We start from the raw sequence: 22,327 nt of genomic DNA on the forward strand, positions 1-22,327 counted from the left end.
GACCTCCTATGCGTTTTTGTAAAGTGGTCCGTAGTTGTTACAAGCTCTGAAGTCAGCACCTTCTTGATCTTTTGTACCAAATGCGCTCCATACTTTAGGTCTAAAGATTCTTTCTTCTGGTACATTGTGCATTGCTACTGGAATACGAAGCATAGAAGCAAGAGTAATAAGATCTCCCCCAATATGCCCATAGCTGATTGCGCCATGGTTAGCAGCCCATTCATTCATAACACTATATACATCTTTGAATGCACCTTCACCTGTTAAGTTTGGTACAAACCATGTAGTAGGCCATGTTTGATCTGTACGTTTATTAAGTGTATCATGTACATCACTTGGAAGCTCTACTGTGTAACCTTCTGCAATTTGAAGGATTGGTCCAAGACCTTTCACCATAGAGATACGACTCATTGTTACAGGCATACCACCTTCTGTAAGGAAGCATGATGAGTAACCGCCCCCTCTGAAGTATTCACGGTTTGCTGATGGCCATGTTGTGGCATCAAGGCAAGCTTTAACTTCTTCTTCTGTAATATCCCAGAATGGTTTCATAGCTGGTTCGCCAGCTGCATTTCTTTGTTTACCCGTTCCATCAAGTGTTGTAGAACCTGAGTTAATAAGATGGATAATACCATTTGCTGCAAGACCTTCTAACTTATGTCCTGTTACACGTTCTACAGCTTCAGGACTCCAGTATGTACGTACATCTGAGAAAATTTGAGATGTACCTGTAAGAAGATGACCAAATAACATTGGCACACCATTAAGTGCATCATTTTCTGTAGCTACAACAAAAGCTTCACGTGTACCATTCCAGTCAAATGATGAATTAAGGATAGCTTCTGTAAAGTCACCATTTGGTTTGTAATCTGTCCAATGACGTTGACCTTGGAAACCTGCTGCAATGGCATTGTGTCCATTTGCTTCTTCAACAAAACCTTTTTCTGCTAACTTCTCATTACCTACCATAAGGTCACGACAAATAAGTGTCATCTTCACAATGAATTCCCAATCTGCTTCTTTAGCTGCTTGGTCTTTGATAAGATGTGGTTTGTTAAGTTCTGCACCTTCTTTGCAATTAGCTTTTACCCAAGCAAGTGCTTTTTCATATTCATCTTTATCGTAGATTTCATTTTCAATACGTCTCATGATTTCAATCATATCTACGTATTCTGTTCTCATACCTAAGTAGTCACTAAAGAAGTGTGGATCTACAATAGAACCTGAGATACCCATTGATACACTACCAATTGATAAATAAGATTTGTTTCTCATTTGTGCTACAGCAAGACCTGCTTTTGCAAAAGTAATAAGTTTAGTTTCTACATCTGCTGGAATTGTTTGATCTCCTGAATCTTGAACATCTTTGCCATAGATTGAGAACACTGGAAGCCCTGCTTGTGCATGAGCTGCAGCTGCTGATGCAAGATATACAGCACCTGGTCTTTCTGTACCGTTGAATCCCCAGATTGCTTTCACACGGTGTGGGTTAAGATCAAGTGTTTCTGCACCATAGCACCAACATGGTGTAACTGTAATAGAAACTTCTACATTTTCTTTTTCAAATTTTGCTTCACATGCACTTGCTTCTGCTACACCGCCGATTGTAGTATCTGCAATGACACATTCAACTTTATCACCATTTGGATGACGAAGTGTGCCTTCAATAAGTGTAGCTACTGCTTTAGCCATGCTCATTGTTTGTTCTTCTAATGATTCTCTAACGCCTTCTCTTCTGCCATCAATAGTTGGTCTAATTCCGACTTTAGGAAGTGCACCTTTTAAACGATATGTATTTTCCATTTTCTTTCCCCCTTAATGTGTTTAATTAATCCTTCTCTCATTATGCGCTTGTTCTTTATACTCAATATTATTTCATTTCTATGTATTAAAGTTTTGGATGTCTACCTGGTAAATTCATCCCTCTTCTAAGTTCAACTAAACGATCTACCTCATTTTGTGGAAGTTCTTTAGCGCCTCCCATGCTTTCTGTTAAATAAAGAAGTTGTGCGTAGAACTCTAAACCTTCCATCTTGTGGTAAGCTGCTTCAATATCTACTCCCCATGCAAGTGCACCGTGATTTGCAAGAAGTACTGCATCATGTGTATCTAAGAATGGTTCAATAGCATCTGGTACTTCTACTGTAGAAGGCATACCATAACCTGCTAATGGTACATCACCAAGGAAGATTGTAGACTCTGGCATAATTTGCTTATCAAGTGGCTTACCACAAATTGCAAATGCAGTCGCATACATTGGATGCGCATGAACAACAGCATTAACATCTTTTCTAAGTTGGTAAATTCTAAGATGCATTTTCACTTCTGAAGATGGCTTATAAGGTGCTGTTGCTTCTAATACATTACCTTCTAAATCTACTTTACAAATCATCTCTGGTGTCATAAATCCTTTGCTTGTGCCTGTTGGTGTACAAAGAATTTCTGTATCACTAATCTTTACAGAGAAGTTACCATCATTAGATGCAACCATTCCTCTTCCGTAAACACGTTTTCCGATTTCACACATTTTCACTTTGATTTCATACTCTTGTAAGTTGTTCATCCCTTTGCTCCTTTATTAAATGTTTGATTTTTTATCTCATACACAAACATATTCTTTGTTTATGTGGTTTTATGTGGTTTTATCTATGATGTTATACTATCACCTAATTCTAAAACACGCAATATATTTTTCAGTATTTTTAACTTTTATTCATATTATTAATTAATTTATTTAGTCATTTTTAATCATTAAACCTAGTATTTACTTAGGTTTTCGTTAGTTATTTGTATATTTTACCACACAAACTCTATTTTACTGATATTTACTAATTTATTTACCAAGATGCTTTTTACTGATTTTATCTATAAACTAATAAAAGGAGTGGCTTCATCATCTAAGTGAAGTCACTCCTTTTATTAGTTATAAAAATGATTAAGTATTTCTGCTAATACTTGCGGCGTATCAGTATTCACTTCATGTTTTGCATCTTTTATAAATTGGAGCTGTGCCCCATTTATATACTCAGCTAATTCTCTTGCAGCCTTTTTATTAGCCGGATCTTTTTCTCCACATACTATAAGTACTGGACAAGCTATCCCTTGTAGATGACTGCCAAAATCAAGCTCTACCATTGAACCAGTTAATTCAATAAAATCCTTCTTCCCCATGCCTATATCCCCAAAAGCCCTCTCTGGAATCAAGCGGAAAATCATACTTTGTAGCTTCAGTAATGTTTTAGGCATTTTATATTGTCCTGCAATTAATGTTAATGACTGCACTTTAGTAGGGTAATCTATAGCATAGTTTAATGCCATCACTGCTCCTAATGAAAGCCCACATAAATTAATCGGCTCATGAAGACTATTTAAATATCTGGCGAAATTTTGATACAAATTCTTATAGGTAACCTCTTCACCTTCTATAAACGAAGATACCTCTGGGCAAATAACATGTTCACGTTCTGTTAAATAGCCAATAGTATCATCCCAACTTGATGCACTTTGTCCCAATCCATGAATGAAAATATATTGCATTATCTCTTTTCCTTCCTAACAAAATTTTATCTGACAAAAGTCTAATAGTTCATCTTAGTATATCATGCAAAATTGTATCCTCATACTTATACAAAACTTCTACATAGAATACCATCATTCTAGACAATACTAGTTCTTAAATGGTATAACTTTAGATGACATCAATGGAGGATACTAAATGAATATTATACTTACAGAAGCATTAAAAAGTCATATGATTTGTCATGATAAAGAATTTTTACACGGTTGGGAGAAAACTTTAGACCTTCTCCAAGAAAAGGGCACCTTCAAGCAACTAACAGAAGATGTAGAGCGCATTGTTACCACCTTCGAAGAACCTATAGGCTATAGCATGCTACTTGAGACAACTGACCAAGATGAAATTGTCTACGCTAAACGACTTGAAAGAGAACTCTATACACGCTTTGTCAAAGGCAAAGCACCTGGATATAGTTATCAAGTCATGTGCATTCTTAGAAAATCTAAAGAAGTTGAAGATGCTTATGAGCTCATCACCATGTATCCAGGAGGTAACTCTGAAAAGGAACCTGAAGATACTAACATTCAAACTAAAGAAGAGATGATTCGCAGTTTGCTCTTTTGGAAAGATAGAGCACTTATCTACACTTCAAGCAATATTGAACCTGGAAGTGAGAAAAACTACTGTCCATACAAAAATTTATTTTTCTTACTAGAAGACTAATTGCAATGTTTAAACTATAAATATCTAAGGGGCTGCCGCACTAAGAATAAACACTACAACCTATTGTATGTATATTTTTAGTACGACAGCCCCTTTTCAACAAATACGTTCTGCTATCATTAACTTTATTTATTCCCCTATTTAGCTATAATAAGTTTGATATTATATTTACGGCATACCTCTAACCATTCTTCATCTAGTGGCTCATCTGTTACGATATAATGAATTTTCTCTAGCCCTATCAAGCGATGTATTGCACTTTTATCTATCTTTTGATGATCTACTGCTAAAATAGTTTCTTTTGCAGATTCTATAAAACTTTGTTTAATCTCCGCTTCAAACTCACTAGACTCCATAACACCACGCTCTTTGGTTATCCCTTTACAGGATATAATGGCCTTATCTGCATAATAACTCTTAATATTATTCTTTGCAGTTGGACCTACAAAAGAGATAGATTTCTCTCTATAAGTTCCCCCAGTGCCTATTAAAGTCAAATGGCTCAGCTTACTTGCTAGTGTCATAGTACTTAGTCCATTTGTAATAACTGTAACTTTCTTTTGTTCTTCTATATGACTTAAGACTTCTAAACATGTTGTACTACAATCTACCATTAGGATTTCTCCATCTTGGATGAGATCAGCAATAGCCCTACCTATCTTGTCCTTACTCTCCGAATTTTGCTTGATACGATATTCAAAAGGATGCTCTTCTACTTCTTTCTCATCATTTTCTAAAGAAACCGCTCCCCCATATGTCTTCTTAAGCAAATTTTGTTTCTCTAGTTTATCCAAATCACGTCTTACCGTTTCTTCTGTCACATCAAATAGCTTACTCAAATCAACTACACGTACTGCGCCATCTTCACGTAACTTATCTAGTATGATCCTTTGTCTCTCTATTGCTAGCATATTCGTTTTCAGCCCCTCTCTCAAATTGTGGTTTCATGTGGTTTTTTGTGTACTATTATATCAAACATTAATTATTATCTCTATAACTAATTTATTTTTTCTCTGCTCTTCTTCTCTATTTCATACTATATGCACTAATTCTAATCCCTTCAACTAGCTATAATTCACTACTGTAATGTGAAATATTTTATGTTTTATATTAATTTATAAAATATATTTTATCTATTTCACACCCATTTTTACACTTTTAATAAAAATACTTTATTTTATTTGATTTTATTGTATAATGTATATACATTAACTGAAGTTTAAGTTTTTTCTAGGGGGAATCAACATGAACAACACTACAGATTATACACTTGGTATAGGACTTGCTTTTTTACCTCTTTTAGGGTACTTCTTCTACCAAACACAAACACCTTTATATACACTGCTTGCACTAGGCTGTTTAGCTGTAAGTACCGTAGGTTATACTTTTTACCTGCGCAAAACCAAATCTATTCATATGGTTAGCTTGCTTATTATGCCTTTTATACTTTGGCTTGTAACACTTAAGCATTATTTCATTACACTTGCATCCACTCTTTCTATTATCACTGGCATCATAGCACTTATTCTAATGGCTATAGCAATGGCACGTGGGATGTATACCTATCATAAACTTAATCTACAATAAAATATGATAAAGGTAGATTTAATAATTAGATATTTGCTTAATTGATTTAAAATGATAAATTAGTTATAGCATTTTAACTATAGAAAGGGAATACATATGATTTATTATAATGAAGATAAGCTTTTGATTCGTTCACTAAAAGAAAAAGATGCTATAGAATTATCCAAGGGCTTCGAAGAGCAAGGCTGGGATAAGCCAGTATCTCAATTTGAAAAATACTTTAGAGAGCAAAATAATCAAGAAAGACAAGTATTTATCGCAGAATTAGAAGGAAGTATAGCAGGGTATGTAACTTTATTACCAAAAGCTATATCAGGGCCCTTTAAAAATTTACCAGAAGTATGTGACTTTAATGTACTAATTAAATATCAAGGACGTGGAATAGGCAATAAATTATTGGATACATTAGAACATGAAGTCCAAAAATCTAGTGATATTATAACTTTAGGTGTAGGAATGCATTATGGGTATGGTCCAGCTCAAAGAATGTATGTAAAAAGAGGCTATATTCCAGATGGCTCAGGCTTATGGTATAAGAATAAAAGATTAGAACTTCATTCAGCATGTAGTAACATCGATGATTTAGTTTTATATTTAAGCAAGAAATTAAAATAATATCTTAATAAAACAAATAGTTAATCATTTAATCGAGATAACACCTTTTAGTGTTATCTCTTTCTTTTTTCCAAACAATTCACTGAATGAGATAACTTCATCTTATGAATAGAACAGGGCGGTGATGCACGGGTCCTCTCTTTATAAAATATTTAATCATTAGCCTCTAACTATGCTAATTAAACCTCTTAAATTGCCCTTTGTGCATATTGCTAGCCCAATATTTTTCAACTATACATTTTGTACAATCCCCTCTATTTTATACCCTCTCCCTTCGAAATTCACTTTCATGATTTCTAGGAAAAAAATCACCAAAGAGAAGTTTATTTTGCTCTCTTAATTATTTTAAATTTTATGAATTTTTAACTCTATACAGAGGTGCACATTTCCTGTATAACTATAGTATCAATAAACACTCAACTTACACATCATTTCAATTACAAGCTTTCTAATATAAAAGTATAGAAAGAAAGTTATCCTAGGCCCCTTTCCTTCTATACCACTAAAAATAATTTGTGAAGTTCTAGTCTCCCTCTGCTGGTATGGATCCATTTATTTTTAGGCACTTATCTAAGAGATGGTGGCAATCTCCTAGATAAGTTACTATAAGAAGTCTACATATTCCTTAAACCACATTCAATAGGCTATCAACTTTAATCATGTAGTCTGCTACGAAGCTCCTTAATGCGGCCAGCCGACTTGGCAACCGACAGTGATAACTTATCAGAAGCTCTTTCACCTACGGAACCCCAACACAGGCGCACCTACTTAAGCCTAGTCAACGCATCCTACTACATTAAATTCTATACCTTAAGAATGTGCATTCCTTATATGGAGTCTTCATACTTTGCCACAATACACAAGCCACTCTAAATCTACCTATGTTTTTTCAGAGGGAAGGTAGATTTAGAGTGGCTTGTTGTGCATTTAAGCATTTTGTGTATTTAGCGGTGTGTAGATTCTCTTTGCAAGTTCATCATCTAATAAATATAAAGCTGCTGGATTACTTTCACATCTTTTTACTTTTTTTAGAAGTGTATTGAAGTTATTTTCTTCCTCTACTTGCTCATCAATAAACCATTTAAGTAAACTGATTGTAGCATGTTCTTTTGTCTCATAAGCAACATCTGTTAATTCATAAATTTTCTTTGTTACTAATTGCTCATGCTCGTATCCTTTTTGGAAGACATCACTTGCTCCATTATACGTAACTTGTGGTTTATCTATTTGTTCTAATTCTACTGATCCATTTTTTTGATAAACAAACTCATAAAATTTCATAGCATGATCTAATTCTTCTTTTGCTTGAACCCTAAAAAAGTTAGCAAATCCCACTAAATCTATAGATTCACAATATCCCGCCATAGCAAGATAAGTATATGAAGAGTAAAACTCAAAATTCACTTGATCATTTAATGCTTTTAATAAGGTTTCATTTAACATACCTTTCATTCCTCCTAAGTATTTAAATATATCTTTCTAGCTTAATATTACTTCTTTATATATTTTCTCATATTTTTTTCTTTTTATCAAACTCTCTAGATCTTCTCTTTACATATTTACTGTAATTAATTTTTTAGTTTTAAAGTTCATCCACTTTTTTACGTACTCTTCTAAGTAATTTAAAACCTAATCGATTGGTATACTCTTCATTCCTTATTAATATTTCATAAGCTTCTTGTACTGAAATAATGCGAATTAATATATAAGCTCCCACAGCAATAAAGAATACACAACCTGGATAATAATTTGATATAACTGTTGCCTCTATAAGTTGTTTTTTGCTCAACAAGAACGGTAACCCTCCTGCTACAAGCGAACATGCACCTACTATAGCAAGCACCATGTATTTCTTACGTAAGTTATTATATCCTTCTTGTATCCCTTTAAGATAATGTTGGTCAAAGATTAACTGCTCATTTTTAAGTACTTTATACTTTTTATCCTCCATCATACCACCTGTGACAATCGCACCAATTCCTAACATTGCAATAATAATTGTAAATAAAATATATATTGTAGGTGATTCCTTAAAAATTAAATAAGGTATTGTTGATAAAATCAATAGACCAATCCCTGCTGAAATATATTTAGCCTGCTTATGTTCATGAGCTAAATAACCTTCCACCATTTCTTGACTAACATAATACCCTTTCTCCTCTTGATACGTTGCTTCTGTAGTATGCTTAAGTAAATAATCAATAGATACTTCAAAGATATTTCCTATCATTAATAATTTTTCTGTTTCTGGAAAGCCCTGATTATTTTCCCACTTACTAACAGCTTGTCTTGATGTATTTAGTTTCTCTGCTAAAGCTTCTTGAGATAACCCTTTTTCTTTTCTTAACTTAAATAATTTTTCTCCAAATGTCATATGTTGATCTCCTATTTATTTTTGTCCTCTATATTTTAGCAAGCCAACATAGCATTCTCTATCATCTGATCCATGCACTTTGTCAACTTAAGGTTGCACTCTGTCAAACCCTTGTAATTCCTTATGTTATTAGACTTTTAATAACATCTATAAATATAATATAATCTTATTCTAGGAGCAATTCAAATCTTACTTGTACCGTTCTTTCTAGATCTTTAATCCTATTTCATTAATTGTTTCAATCTTGATAACTCCATATTAAAATACTAATAGACTTCAATATAAAAAGGACTCACCAAATGGTAGTCCTTTTTATCAACCTATGATTTATCTTTTATTATACTCCTGGATTGGTTCTTTCCTTACTTGCACCATCTATATTTTCACAGCTATATACATTACCTGAAAGGCTACTTAAAGGTATAGGTGTGACAGCTACAAGTATATCTTCTAAGTAGCCTGGACAATCTACTTCATGCATACGTCTATGATCATCAAAAAATGTTTTGGCTTCTAAAATAAGTTCTGTTTCTACAGCTTCCTCTGCCATTGCTTTTATAACTTCTTTTGTTTCATATACTCTACAACCTGCATGCTCTGCTCCTATTGTTGTATAGGCATAACCAATCTCAACAGGTGTCATATTTTGATACTCTAATTGTTGATCCTTACAGTAACGATCTAGGTAATCATTGTCTTTTTCCATACAATACTCTGCAACTTGCTCTGCATACTCATAACACATACATTTATTTTTTGGGGAAATTACTATATACTTCATCTAAAATCTCCTTTGTGCTTTTTCCCCTTTATTATTCTTCATATGTATGTTCTTTATGCGTTTTGAAAATTCTATAGTTCATTTAAAAGCATTTGTTTAAGGCATGTACTTACTTGTGATATAGTTCATTGTATTAATACCTAGCATCGTCTAATTACTCTACTTCATCAAGCTCTTCTTCTACTTCTTCCATTTTAGATACTAGCTCGTCCATATTCTCTTCCAATTCCTCTAAGCGCTCTTCTAACTCTTCAATACAATCTTCTGCTTCATCAACATCACAGTTAATGGCTGTTCCGATTGAGCACTCTTTTACATCTATGTCGCAATTTCTTCCTATTTGGATATCACCAATTGAACAATTCCCTAACTTTATATCACACTCGTGTCTCGTATCTAGATTATGAATAGAACATTGGGTCATAGTAATATTCCCATTAACTCCAACCCCAATATTATTAAGCTTCTCCTCTAAAGCAGTGATTCTCTCTTCTAATTGTTTGATATATTCCTTCTCATCCATCTCTTATTTCCCCCTAAAACCTTAGTCTTTAGTATTAACAACAGTATATTCTATTTCAAATATACTGTAAATATCTTCTTTTAACATAAAAAGGACCCACCATTTGGTGAGCCCTTCTTTATAAAATCCTATAATTCAATTAATACAGTCTTAACTTCGTATGGTCCAAATTCAAGTGTGATGGCTTCATTTGTATGAAGTTCACCTTCTGGACGTTCCATTAAGTCTGATTCTTGCCATGACTTAACTGGCATACCTAGTGTGAATGTTGCACGTTGTTTACCACCTGTGTATTCATGTGCACGCACTACTAAGTGTTTACCATCTTCTGAACGTTTGATTGCATCGACTTCGATGAAGTTGTTGTCTACATTTAAGAAGCTATAGCTATCTGTCTTAGCAGCACCTTCAACAACTTGAAGTGGATTGTTTAAGAAGTAAGCACGTTTTTCTGTATCTGCATCTACCCAGCTATTTGCATGTGGAAGAAGTGAGTATGTGAATTCGTGTTCACCTTGATCTTGTTCAGTATCTGGATGTGTTGCTGACTTAAGAAGTGTAAGTCTAATCACATTGTCTTTAATGTCATGGCCGTATTTACAGTCATTCATTAAGCTGACACCGTAGTTACGTTCTGATAAGTCAACCCATTTATGTGCAACTGTTTCGAATCTTGCCCAATCCCAGCTTGTATTCCAGTGTGTTGGGCGTTGTACGTTACCGTATTGTACATCGTAAGTTGCGTATGTTGCACGGATATCTACAGGGAATGCAACTTTCATAAGTTGTTTACGTTCTCTAAAGTCTACCCATGTTTTAAAGTCGATACGTTTGTCTTCTTTGTAGAAGATCATATCTTGTTTGATTGTTGTGTTCATGTATTTCCATTCAAGACGGATAACCATTTGAAGTGGACCTACTTCTGTTACTTCCATACGTGTAAGATCTGTTACTTCACGCATTTTTTCTTGGTAGAAGATATCTACATCCCATGCTTCATGAGCAAGTGGTTTATCTTCAAACATTTGGATCACGTTAGCACGTGCGCCAGCAGCAAGTACTTCACGATTTACTTCTTTATCTACTAAAGATGTAATGTGACCTGCTTCATTCATTACTACTGTATAGAATGGTGTTTCTACACATTTATCATTAAAGCTAAATGCTTCTACGTTTGCATTTACTGCTTCTTTTTCCACAAGTGTGATTGTTTTCCAACCTAAAGCAGGTACTTTATCCACATAAACCACAGAACCGTTGTGTGTTTTTTGAGATGTAAGTACATTACCCTCAGCATCTACAAAGTGGCCTTCACCTTCGTGTGCAATGAAAGCTTCATCACTACGTTCCCAGTTTGTGCTGTTAACGATAGTCCATTTCTTAGCTTCTTTTGCTACGATGTGGTTAAGTGCTTTTGTTTCTACTTCTTTAGCAATGTTTTCTGCTTTTTCGTAATTTACATGGCTATCTTCGTATACTTCACGAATTGAAGAACCTGGAATAATATCATGGAATTGGTGTGTTAAGATAATTTTCCATCCTTCTGTTAATGTATCTTGAGCCGCATCAGCAATATTGCCTTTTTCAAGTGCTTCAAGTACTGTTAACCATTCTACTTTACGGTAGTAGTTTTCTAAGAATCTGTTCATTTTTTTGTTGTAAGCTTGGCTTGTGTAAGTACCACGGTGGTATTCTAAGTAAAGCTCACCATCCCATGTATGAACGTATTCATCAGTATTTGCTACTTTTTCTTGTAAACCTTCGAAGTAATCGCTAGCTTTACCTGTTTCAAGTGTTGGAAGCCCAGGCATTTTATCGATACGTCTACGAAGTTCTAACATATCACGGTTAACACCACCACCGCCATCGCCATAACCATATGAAATAAGCATTTCATCTGTAAGCTCTTTGTTGCGGTATGCATCGTATACACCTTTTACGATTTTTGGAGTTAAGTGACCGTTGTATGTGTAGAACCATGAACCTTTTTGACTCCAAGGTTCTGGAGCTGTGATGAAGTGAGTAAGTACTTCACTACCATCAATACCACGCCATTTGAATGTATCATGTGGCATACGGTTGTACTGGTTCCAACTGATCTTAGTTGTCATGAACATTGGAATACCAGATTTTTTGAGAATTTGAGGAAGTGCCCAAGAGTATCCAAATACGTCTGGAAGCCATAAGTATTTGATTTCTTGACCTAATTCTTCTCTGAAGAATTTACCACCTACTAAAATTTGACGAGTGAGAGATTCACCAGATGTTAAGTTACAGTCTGCTTCTACCCACATACCGCCATCTGCTTCCCATTTGCCTTCTTGTACTTTTGCTTTAATCTTTTCAAACATCTCTGGGTAATCTTCTTTGATGTATTCATAAAGCTGTGGTTGTGTTTGAAGGAATGTATACTCTGGATATTGTTCCATAAGTCTAAGTACTGTTGAGAATGAACGTGCACATTTCTCTTTAGTATTTTTAAGTCTCCAAAGCCATGCAACGTCAATATGTGTATGTCCGATACATTTAACTTTTACAAGACTGTTTTTATCCATTCCATCAATAAGCTCGTTTAATAAATCATCGGCTGCATGTACTGATGCATAGAATTCTTCACTTCCTGGATATGACCAATCAATTAACTTATAAGCACGGTCGAGAGCAGATCTTAAGTGAGGAATCATTGGATCAAATTCATTAAGTTCTTTAAGTGTTTCTAAAATAACTCGGCTCATATAGAAAAGGTCATCTACTTTTTCATCTAACCATGCAAGGTCTGCACGATTAATACGATGTTCTTGAGGTCTTGGTGTACCTCCACCTTCTAAGCCTGACCATAATCTAAATGTAAAGTCTACATCTGTACCAGCAACACCTTCTGGTAAGAATGCTTCTTTATGGTTAGAGTCTACACCTTGGTATGGTTTCCCATCCATATATAAAAGTGACTCAAATCCTGAGTTACTTCCAGCACCAGTTTCACCAAAGTCAAAAATACCTAATACTTTCTTGCCTTCCCATTCCTTTGGAACACTGATTGTTTTGTGTAGCCATAAGTATAAATCACGACCACTCCATCTTTCTCCAACTGCCATTAAATCCCAACAAGCAAAGCTTGTTGGGACTTCTGGATTAGTGATACCTGAGGTATCCTCTTTTGACAGTAAGGATTCAAATGGAATAATGTCTCTGTAACGATAACCTGCGAGTTCATATAGTCTTGCTTCTAGTTTTCTGTCTGTAAGAAACATTATTTCTTCCCCCTGTTAGTCTTATAGTGAGTTGTTTTTGATGTATTCTACTAATTCGTCAACTTGTGCGAATGCAAGACCTGTTACAGTATCTGCACATCCGTAGTAAATTGCGATTCTTCCTGTTTCAGCATCTGTAAGAGCTGCACATGGGAATGCTACGTTTGGAACGTCACCAACACATTCGTATAACTCTTGTGGTGAAAGAAGGTATGGTTTAGTTCTGTATTTAACGATCCATGGTTGATCAATATCAAGGATAGCAGCACCGAAGCTGTATACGAAACCATTACAGCTGTTAAGAACACCGTGGTAGATCATTAACCAGCCTTCTGAAGTTTCGATAGGGATTGGGCCTGCACCGATTTTTGTTGATTGCCATGCAGAATCGTCACCTTTTACTGTTGACATTACATGTCTATGTTTGCCCCAGAATTCCATATCTGGTGTTTGGCTGTAGAAGATATCTCCGAATGGAGTATGTCCTGTATCTGATGGTCTACTTACCATACCGTAAAGACCATTGATTTTTCTTGGGAACATAACACCATTTCTGTTGTATGGTAAGAAAGCATTTTCTAATTGGTGGAATGTTTTGAAGTCGAATGTATAAGCAACACCGATTGTTGGTCCGTGGTATCCATTACACCATGTGATGTAGTATCTATCTTCGATGAAGCATACACGTGGGTCATAACGGTATTCTCTGTTAAGGATTTCTGCATCATCACCTTCGAATGTAATTGGTTCGTGGTTGATGTTCCAGTTGATACCATCTTCACTGAAACCAGCAAAGATATCCATGCTTCTTGATTTGCTATCACATCTGAATACACCAGCAAATTTACCTTCGAATGGTACTACTGCACTGTTGAAGATACTGTTTGATGATGGAATTGCATTTCTTTTAATAACAGGGTTGTTTGAGTATCTCCAAACAACATCTGTACAACCTTCTGGTTTATCTTGCCATGGAATATTTGGTAATGCTTGTCCAATAATTTTAGTCATGATCTTTCTCCTTCATAATGTTTATATGTTAATTGATATTGCTCACTGAGTCACGGTAAACGGTATCACCTGTTACGAAGATACGACTTAATTTATCTCGTTCACCATTTTGTATTTTGTCTATAATAAGATTAGTTGCTTTTTCTGTCATTACTTCAACATTTACTGCTACTGTAGTGAGTTTAGGATGTGAAATCTCTGCATAAATGTCATTATCAAATCCTACAACAGATACATCTTCAGGCACTCTATAACCATGTTCGTTAAGGTGCTTTACAAATTTATACGCTGTATCATCACAGTTACATACAAATGCTGTTGGCATTTCTCGTGGTAGAACAAATTCAATTTCTTCATTCGAATCATCTCTATCTGGGATAATACTTTCAAACTTAATAGGTAATCCTGATCCCATAAGAGATCTGCAATACCCTAAAAAGCGATCCTGAATACTACTTGTTGCATTGACATTACCTACAAAGCCTATGCGTGAATGTCCGCATTTCTTTAAGTAGTTTGTAATTTCAAATGTACTATAGTAGTTATCTGTAACAATACAATCTACACTCACATCTGCATTGTAGCAATCTAAAAAGAGCATTGAAATCTGTAAATCTTTAATAATCTCAATATGTTTTTTCTTAACATCCCCAAGAACAATAACGCCTCCCACATTACTGTCATTAAACCATTTGTTTAACTCTAGTGCACTCGGTGTGTTATCACCTAGAGGAAATAGGTTACACATAAATCCTCTTTGAGTTAAGCTAGATGCTAACTTTTGATAGAATCTAAGATAAAATGTAGTATACTCTTTGGCATCTACATATTTTTCTTGTACCATAATGACAATGTTTTTAGCTGTTATTGTAGCTTGGTCTGAACCTGGAAGTTTATATCCCAGTTCACGTGCCACATCTTTAATCTTTTGTCTTAATTCATCACTTACTCCGTCTTGATCCTTCAAGGCTTTTGAAACTGTAACTTTGCTAATCTGAAGTTGATCAGCAATATATTGCATTGTAACTTCTTTTTTTCTTCTCATCAGTATTACCCCCACTTAACACGAGTCTCTCTTCTATTATCTAATTCTCAACCCTACTTAGTCAAGCATTTGTTAGGTATTTTTTCTAATTTTTTAACCTAAATATTTAAGTAACAATTCCCCAATACCTACATTGTAGCCTGCCCAAGCATATTGTGCCTTCATTGGCGCATTCATATCGTATGCTAATGGGTATTTTTTATCATGAATTTCAAATGCTTCGTATAAAGCATCTAATACAACTTCATCTTTTTTCACATAAAGTTCAATGTGAGGAAGTACTTTAAGTACTTTTTGAAGTGTTGGATCATTGATGTCTTTTGCATCTTTTAAGATAAATAGAATATGAGGCATAGCCTGTCTATATTTCTCTACACCTTCAAGCATTTCATTTAATAAATGCTCTGTAGGCTCTCCGCTTACTTCTAAATAAGCAACGATTGCTGGTACATTATCTGCTACAAGTTCTGAGACTCTTCTTGTTTCACCTTCTAATGTCATAACCTCTTCATCGCTTATCTCTACTACTTTTTTCGTATCTTCTTCGTGACGAACTTCAATTGTAAGTGACACTTCTTCCCCTAATGTCACGTCTGTATAATACATACGTGCATGAAGTGTACCATCTGCTTGTCTATTTGTTGTTAAGATACGATAATGTCCACATTCTAGACTTAATGTAACACTCTCACCTTCTATACTTACATTATCTAATTCAAGTGTTGTATAAACACCATCTGTAAGTTTAGCAATAGTGAAGTTTCTATAGTAATCGAAAGCTTGATCTACATCACCTTTAACAAGTTTAAGTGTGCCTGTTTGTACTTCGGCTGCTACTTCGCCTGTTAAGTTGATCCATCTGCCTTCTTTGTAATACGCTACTGTATTATTTTCTCTTACGTATTTTGCTGGAACACCAAGTGTTCTACAAATTGCTACGAAAAGAACTTTGCGTGATGCATCGTTACCAATACCAAGGTCAAGTAATCCTACTGGACGTGTATAAACTAATGAGTAGTTTGTTTCTTCACCATGTTTGACATTTGCCATCACATAATTGTAAGCCGCTTCTGGGTTTTGTTTAAATGCTACTTTTTGTGTTTCATCTAAACGAGCTAAAAGTTCCGGTCTATAACTTTCAATCATCTCAGATGCAATTCTTGGTGCAAGAATATAGTTTACAAAAGTTACATTATCAAAATCTTCTTTATACTCTACTGCAGCTTGAAGGTGTGCTTTGAGGATTTCACATGTAATATCTGTAAAATCTTTCTTATTAAGTGTACCAAGTAAACTTACTTTTTCTTCCAATAACTCTTTAGTTTCTGAATCTTGGAAGAAGTTAATGATTTCTTGGTAGTTACCTAAAGCTTTTTCTATAATCTCTGCTACTTCTTTTTCAAATGGTGCATAGTGACTTGCAAACTCTGCTGCTTTTTCACCTGCATAGAAAGTAGCTTTGAAACCACCACGAATTTCTAAAGCACGTGCATGTTTTTGTTCATGCATTGCTTTAACTTCTTCTGGAAGTTCTGTTTCAGTTGGCACTTTGCCTTCTGCTGGAATCATTGTTAAATCTGCTTCATCGCCTTCTACTACAAATGTATCTGGCACAGCGATTTCTAATGTATCCATTGTTCTTACATCCATCTTAGCGTAAGCATGTGCACCGTCTTTGTAAGCACAGATCATGAGATCACCAAGACCTGTAATAAAGCTTACTTCACCTTGTGCATTTGTCTTAAGGTCCGCTAATGGATAAAGTTCTGAGTAGTTAATCAGTTCAAAACGTACTTTAGCATCTGTTAAAGGATTGCCTTTAGCATCTGTTACTTTAACTGTGATTGTTTTCACTTGCGCATAGTGATCAAGTACATTCACTTCTGCAATTCTTTCTGTTTGGTAAACACATGGTTCGTCACCTGGGAATGTAGAGAATGCTCTTGTATGGATAAGCATCCCTTTAGATGCAGGAAGTAAGAACCAACCTGTATCTAATTGCATTTCTGGTTCACATGCCCCTAAGAAGTGCCATTCACCATCAATCCAAGCTTCTGTCCATGCATGGTTATCATCACAGTGAGCCCATCTTGGTGCATAGACTTGTCTTGCAGGAATCCCTACTGAACGAAGTGCTGCTGTACAAAGTGTAGACTCTTCACCACATCTACCGTATGTGTTGCGTAATACTGTAAATGGAGATGCTGTACGAATATCTGTTGATTGGTAAGTTGCCTTTTCAAAACACCAGTAGTTTGTTTCAATGACTGCGTCATGCATATTAAGGTCTTTTACACGTGGTAAAAGTTCATCTGCAAAGGCATCTTTATAAAACTCAACATTTTCGTTATTGATACGGTATTGAAGGACATAGTTAAGGAAAAGTTCTCCCGTAAGCTTGTCACCCCAAGGTACCATTTTTCTTACTGCTAAAGCTTGTTTTACAAATTGAAGGAATAAAGCTCCATCATAGTTTGCAAGGTCATGCTCTGGCATGTAAGCATATAAATATTTTAAGCAAATTGCTTCTTCTTCTGTACAAGTATCGAGCACGCTAAAAAGTGCTTCACTTCTACCTTTAGCAATTTCACGTACTTCTTCAAAGCGCGCTTCTATAGCTTTTTGGTGTTCTAAGGATACTAACATAGCTACCTCCTTATTTCACTTCTTGAATCATTGTACGGCTATCAGAGAAGATTGTAATTTCTTTCTTACCATCTGTTGATAACGCACGCATTTCAAAAGCGTTTTTTGTAACTTCGATTTCTGGTGTAATTGTGAAATTCCAATCACCTTTAAGTGCTTCAAAGTCCGTTGTAAAATGACCATGTAAGTCATAATGTTCGTGTTGTTTGTAGTAAAGTCTTCTAAGTTCCCATTTTGTATATTCATCTGCTGGGATTTCGTATGTTTCATCCCCTTCAGCAAAGAATACAAAGCCCCAAAGCTCTGGGTAGTGAATATTAATAAGACCTGTTGGTGCCCATACCCAGTTATCTTCTGGATAGCTTCTACCTGTTTCAGGATTAATTTGTTTTGTGAAACCAGCTTCTGTTTCATCTACTCTCCAGTGTACACGAGAGAAGTTAACTCTGTAGTATTCACCTGCTTTAGGATTACGGTTGTAATCATCTTGACCTTGGCGTAATACTGCAAATGGCATAACAACCTCTACCATCCAACGTTTGTTGTCTGCTTTTGGATTGTTAAGTTCCCCGTCAATGTGAACTGCAGTTTGAAGTCCTTGAATGTCAAATGCATTGATTGGTTTACCACCATCACGGTAAGGTTTTGTTAACATTAAATCCCATACAGTGTTTAGTGCATTCATTTCGAATTCAAAGTAAGCATGTGTATCTGAGTTTGAATCTACGAAGATTTCAAAGTCATTATCTTGGAAAATAACACAGTCACGCTCTGTAAGTGTCGCCCAGATTTCTGGCCCTTCAAGCACTGCCCCAAAGTAAAGGTTTTCATTATCCCAAGTCATTTTTGCACGTGTTTTAAAACGTGGCTCTGGTCTAACATCACCTTCAATGTCTACAAAGTAATCTGTAAACGGAATATCTTCCCAGAAAGGTTTATCAATGTTTCCATCTAGTGTAAAAGGTTTTGTTGCTTTCTTACACATATACACTGGAGGATTAAATTCAATATTAGTTTTTGGAACTCTAAAGTTTACGCTCATTTCCTTCTCCTCATATTCCATATAAATTTATATTGCACATCAATAAAATTTTATATCACAAATTAATTCGTTTCACAATCACACCTTCCCAAATGTAATTGCCTCATCCGTTATTCTTCCCACTCTTTTAATCCCTAAATTATTTTCCCTGTTTTCTCGCAGTTAACTCATAAATCAAGAATTTTCATAGAAGTTCCCCTTCCCACAAGGGTAACTTCTACAAAACTTTTACTATAAATCGGGCCGGGCCGTCCCACCCTGAATGTTTAGCTAGGGCTGGGCGTGGAAGGTTTCTCTGAAAACTTCCTTGAGAGGTTGTTTAGAATGTGTTAGTGAAGATGCAAGTAGAGAGAGCTCTTAGCGAAATGTTTGAGCAACGCGAGTTTTGAGCGTTCCTACTAATATCGAATTTACACATTCTTAGCGTTCCTGAGAAGAAGTTGGAAGAGCAAACTCACATTGCCACTCCGCCCCTAAACATTCTTAGTTATGAGTTACTACAGCTCCAGATCCACCGTACATATCGATTTCGTCTTCAAGTTCTACTTTAACTACTGTGATATGTTCATGTGCATCTTCTGGAGAAATGTTGATCCATGTTGTACCTGGAATGTTGAACCAAGGCACACCACCGTGTACAACGTGTGTTAATTCTTTACCTGAGTGAAGGACACTAATACGTTTAATTGGTGTTGATAAACCTTTTAAGCATAAGCTTTCTTGTGGTGTATCATGTACAAATAAGTAAAGTGTTTTCTTATCTTTTGAAAGTGTGCTACCACCAGCCCAGTAACGTTGCATAATACCGTCTTCTGTTCCGAAGATTGCTTCTTCATGTTCACCGATCCATTTACCAAGACCAAGAAGTGTATCCACTTGTTGTTGTGGAATTGTTCCATCTTCCATTGGTCCGATATCTAGAAGCATGTTACCGCCCATGCTGATACAGTCAACAAACATTCTAAGAATTTGTTTTAATGATTTGTAATCATTATCTTTATGTTGGTAACCCCAAGATGAGTTAATTGTTGTACAGAATTCCCAAGCGCCTTCTGGACGAGTAATTGGAATACCTTGTTCTGGCGTTTTATAATCACCATGTCCTGCTAAACGAGAGTTGATGATAATATCTTCATTAAAGCTTTGAAGGTATTCTTTGAATTTAGGAAGACCCCATTGGTCTGCACTTCTTTCCCAGTCACCATCAAACCAAAGAAGGTCTACTTTACCATAGTTAGTAAGAAGTTCACCTAATTGGTTGTTGTTGAACTCTAAGAATCTGTTCCATTTCTCTAAATCTTGAACACCATCTGTTGGGTTAGAGAATTTGTTCACTGTACTTAAATCTTCTGGCACTCTGCCACCTTCATATACACTTGCATAATCTGGGTGTGACCAGTCAATAAGTGAGTAGTATACACCTTTTCTGATACCACGTTTTTCTATTGCTTCGTAAAACTCTTTTACGATATCTCTTTTTGCTGGTGTTTTCTTTACAACGTTTAAATCGCTGTATTTTGTATCAAATAGTGCTACACCATCATGATGTTTTGTTGTAAGTACTGCATATTTTGCACCTGATTTTTGAATTAAATCAGCCCAGTACTCTGCATCGAAGTTAGCCGCTGTGAATCCATCTAATTGTTTCATATAGTCTTCATGAGAAATTCTACCATTGTAGAATGACCATGACTCTGCAATACCATTTACTGCATAAATTCCATAGTGAATGAAAATACCAAGTTTGGCATCTGTAAACCATTGTTGCATAATAAACCCCTCCGCTACTTTGTTATAAGTTCATATAGTGTTCTAATTGCTACACCTGTACCGCCTCTATATTCATAGTCGCGTACAGCTGGATCAACGCAAGCAGTTGCTGCAATATCAAGGTGAATCCAAGGAAGTTCTTCAACAAATTCTTGTAAGAACATAGCTGCTGTAATGGTACCACCACCTGCAGCCCCTGTATTTTTAATATCTGCTACATCACTGTTAATCCATTCTCTATAACGTGCATCTGTTGGAAGTCTCCAGAATTTTTCTTCTGCTACTTTCGCTGCATCTAAGAATGTATTATAGAAATGATCATGATTTGAGATAGCTGCTGTATAGACATTACCAAAAGTAACCCCTGCAACACCTGTTAATGTAGCTAAATCAATCACTTTATTTACTTTTTCTTGTTGTATAATATATGTTAACGCATCTGCTAAGGCTAAGCGACCTTCAGCATCTGTATTTAATACCTGTACAGTTTTACCTGCCATTGTTGTTACTACGTCACCTACTTTGTAGCTGCAACCTGAAACAACGTTTTCACAAGCTGGAATAACTCCAATAACATTTTTCTTAACATCATTTTGACTAAGTGCAATCATAGTACCAAGAACACTTGCTGCACCACTCATATCTGTTTTTTGGTAGTACATAGAATCACTTGATTTTAAAGAGTACCCACCTGTATCACAAGTAAGCCCTTTACCAACTAAGCCTAATGTTTCCATGTCTCCACCATTTTTATGACGCATTACGATAAGACGTGGTTTATGTACTGAGCCGTTCCCTACAGTAAGCATAGCATGCATACCTAATGTTTCAAGCTGCGTACCTTCTAGTACTTCTACTTCAAATCCATACTGCTTACCACAGTTTTGTACAATCTCAGCAAGTGTTTCTGGATATAATACATTAGAAGGTTCATTTATGATATCACGTGCTGTGTTGATCCCGGCTGCAATGTGCTTTCTTTCTTCTACACATCTGTTAGCTGCTTCTACATCAGTTACTTCTTCAAAGGAAAACTCTAAGTTCTTATCTTCTTTTTTGTCTGTTTTATACTTATCAAAAGCATATAGACCTAATTCTATAGCATCTGTCATCGCTTCGATGATACTCATTTCACTTAATACCGAAGACTTACAAACTTTAATGCTTGCACCTTCTAAGTTAAGTTCTTTTACTTTTCTTGCTACTTTTGCCACTGCATTTCTTACAACTTCTTGTGTTAAATCTTTTTCTTTTCCAAGACCTACAAGAAGTTTATATTCTACAGTTTCTCCATTTGTAACAAGTACATAAAGTTCTTTCGCTTTTGCTTCAAACATGCCTTTTAAATACTTTAGGTTTTCTGGCAAGAAGTCTTCGTAGAACATCTCAACTGCTACATTAGTAACTTTTGCCCCATTGATTGTAATATTCATAAACTCACC

Annotated in this window: 18 protein-coding genes; 3 read left to right on the forward strand and 15 right to left on the reverse strand. The window is 35.5% G+C overall.

Annotation, left to right across the window (positions count from 1 at the left end; genetic code table 11):
• Window positions 1-6 precede the first annotated feature (6 nt).
• The 3 genes from PBV87_RS18200 to PBV87_RS18210 form a co-directional block, all read right to left on the reverse strand.
• The gene (locus tag PBV87_RS18200) at window positions 7-1,803 is read right to left on the reverse strand and encodes an L-fucose isomerase (RefSeq protein WP_271013246.1); all 1,797 of its coding nucleotides are present in this window, start codon (window positions 1,801-1,803) and stop codon (window positions 7-9) included.
• Between the two features lie 85 nt (window positions 1,804-1,888).
• Complete coding sequence (locus PBV87_RS18205; RefSeq protein WP_053983128.1) at window positions 1,889-2,563, reverse strand: class II aldolase/adducin family protein; 675 nt, start codon at window positions 2,561-2,563, stop codon at window positions 1,889-1,891.
• A 356-nt stretch (window positions 2,564-2,919) separates the two neighbouring features.
• Window positions 2,920-3,537, reverse strand: a complete 618-nt coding sequence (locus tag PBV87_RS18210; protein ID WP_271013247.1) for an alpha/beta fold hydrolase — start codon at window positions 3,535-3,537, stop codon at window positions 2,920-2,922.
• A gap of 178 nt (window positions 3,538-3,715) precedes the next feature.
• On the opposite strand from PBV87_RS18210, the gene PBV87_RS18215 reads away from it, so the two are divergent.
• Complete coding sequence (locus PBV87_RS18215; RefSeq protein ID WP_271013248.1) at window positions 3,716-4,240, forward strand: hypothetical protein; 525 nt, start codon at window positions 3,716-3,718, stop codon at window positions 4,238-4,240.
• 137 nt (window positions 4,241-4,377) lie between these two features.
• Here PBV87_RS18215 and PBV87_RS18220 read toward each other — a convergent pair whose 3' ends face one another.
• Complete coding sequence (locus tag PBV87_RS18220) at window positions 4,378-5,151, reverse strand: DeoR/GlpR family DNA-binding transcription regulator (protein ID WP_053983125.1); 774 nt, start codon at window positions 5,149-5,151, stop codon at window positions 4,378-4,380.
• A 334-nt stretch (window positions 5,152-5,485) separates the two neighbouring features.
• On the opposite strand from PBV87_RS18220, the gene PBV87_RS18225 reads away from it, so the two are divergent.
• Together PBV87_RS18225 and PBV87_RS18230 are read left to right on the forward strand one after the other, a co-directional pair.
• Window positions 5,486-5,827: a hypothetical protein gene (locus tag PBV87_RS18225; RefSeq protein WP_271013249.1), complete on the forward strand. Its 342-nt coding sequence runs from the start codon at window positions 5,486-5,488 to the stop codon at window positions 5,825-5,827.
• A gap of 96 nt (window positions 5,828-5,923) precedes the next feature.
• Complete coding sequence (locus PBV87_RS18230) at window positions 5,924-6,442, forward strand: GNAT family N-acetyltransferase (RefSeq protein WP_271013250.1); 519 nt, start codon at window positions 5,924-5,926, stop codon at window positions 6,440-6,442.
• Between the two features lie 927 nt (window positions 6,443-7,369).
• Here the strand turns inward: PBV87_RS18230 and PBV87_RS18235 are convergent.
• The 11 genes from PBV87_RS18235 to PBV87_RS18285 form a co-directional block, all read right to left on the reverse strand.
• A complete protein-coding gene (locus PBV87_RS18235; RefSeq protein WP_271013251.1) occupies window positions 7,370-7,885 on the reverse strand; it encodes a ferritin in 516 nt (171 codons plus the stop codon).
• Between the two features lie 139 nt (window positions 7,886-8,024).
• Window positions 8,025-8,816 (reverse strand): helix-turn-helix domain-containing protein, encoded by a 792-nt coding sequence (locus PBV87_RS18240; RefSeq protein WP_271013252.1) that lies wholly within the window; start codon window positions 8,814-8,816, stop codon window positions 8,025-8,027.
• 337 nt (window positions 8,817-9,153) lie between these two features.
• A complete protein-coding gene (locus tag PBV87_RS18245) occupies window positions 9,154-9,597 on the reverse strand; it encodes a hypothetical protein (RefSeq protein WP_271013253.1) in 444 nt (147 codons plus the stop codon).
• A 154-nt stretch (window positions 9,598-9,751) separates the two neighbouring features.
• Window positions 9,752-10,120: a hypothetical protein gene (locus tag PBV87_RS18250; protein ID WP_271013254.1), complete on the reverse strand. Its 369-nt coding sequence runs from the start codon at window positions 10,118-10,120 to the stop codon at window positions 9,752-9,754.
• A gap of 128 nt (window positions 10,121-10,248) precedes the next feature.
• Window positions 10,249-13,371, reverse strand: a complete 3,123-nt coding sequence (locus tag PBV87_RS18255; protein ID WP_271013255.1) for an alpha-mannosidase — start codon at window positions 13,369-13,371, stop codon at window positions 10,249-10,251.
• A gap of 21 nt (window positions 13,372-13,392) precedes the next feature.
• The gene (locus PBV87_RS18260; RefSeq protein WP_053983119.1) at window positions 13,393-14,382 is read right to left on the reverse strand and encodes a glycoside hydrolase family 130 protein; all 990 of its coding nucleotides are present in this window, start codon (window positions 14,380-14,382) and stop codon (window positions 13,393-13,395) included.
• Between the two features lie 28 nt (window positions 14,383-14,410).
• A complete protein-coding gene (locus PBV87_RS18265; RefSeq protein ID WP_271013256.1) occupies window positions 14,411-15,427 on the reverse strand; it encodes a LacI family DNA-binding transcriptional regulator in 1,017 nt (338 codons plus the stop codon).
• A gap of 93 nt (window positions 15,428-15,520) precedes the next feature.
• The gene (locus PBV87_RS18270) at window positions 15,521-18,073 is read right to left on the reverse strand and encodes a transglutaminase domain-containing protein (RefSeq protein ID WP_271013257.1); all 2,553 of its coding nucleotides are present in this window, start codon (window positions 18,071-18,073) and stop codon (window positions 15,521-15,523) included.
• A 10-nt stretch (window positions 18,074-18,083) separates the two neighbouring features.
• Window positions 18,084-19,115 (reverse strand): carbohydrate-binding family 9-like protein, encoded by a 1,032-nt coding sequence (locus PBV87_RS18275; protein ID WP_053983116.1) that lies wholly within the window; start codon window positions 19,113-19,115, stop codon window positions 18,084-18,086.
• A gap of 483 nt (window positions 19,116-19,598) precedes the next feature.
• The gene (locus PBV87_RS18280; protein WP_271013258.1) at window positions 19,599-20,885 is read right to left on the reverse strand and encodes an alpha-L-fucosidase; all 1,287 of its coding nucleotides are present in this window, start codon (window positions 20,883-20,885) and stop codon (window positions 19,599-19,601) included.
• A gap of 14 nt (window positions 20,886-20,899) precedes the next feature.
• Window positions 20,900-22,318, reverse strand: a complete 1,419-nt coding sequence (locus PBV87_RS18285) for a leucyl aminopeptidase (protein WP_271013259.1) — start codon at window positions 22,316-22,318, stop codon at window positions 20,900-20,902.
• Between the last annotated feature and the right edge of the window lie 9 nt (window positions 22,319-22,327).

It is taken from the genome of Holtiella tumoricola, from assembly GCF_027857615.1.
GTDB lineage: Bacteria > Bacillota > Clostridia > Lachnospirales > Cellulosilyticaceae > Holtiella > Holtiella tumoricola.